1 protein-coding gene is annotated in these 252 nt (G+C 67.9%); it reads right to left on the reverse strand.

All coding sequences use genetic code 11. The features are described from left to right. The coding region (locus tag CVH10_RS22700) for a tripartite tricarboxylate transporter permease (RefSeq protein WP_181244710.1) at positions 1 to 252 on the reverse strand (252 nt) is incomplete at both ends.

Genomic DNA, 252 nt, shown 5'->3' on the forward strand with positions numbered 1-252 from the left:
AGGTCGGGATCTCCGTGCCGCCGGCCGGGATGCAGCCGAAAGGCGTGCCGATGGCGGTGCCGCGCAGCCACGCGGGAATGGATCGCTTCCAGTCGCGCTTGCTCATGTGCACGCGGCTGAGCTTGTTCTGCCCTTCGACGACCTTGCCCTCGTACAGCACCGCGTACAGCACTTCGGCCACGGCGAACAGGCCGACCGCGACCAGCACGATCTCGATGCCGTCGAGCATCTCCGGGATGCCGCCGGTGTAGC

The sequence above is a fragment of the Halomonas sp. ND22Bw genome (assembly GCF_003011945.1).
Classification (GTDB): domain Bacteria; phylum Pseudomonadota; class Gammaproteobacteria; order Pseudomonadales; family Halomonadaceae; genus Halomonas; species Halomonas halophila.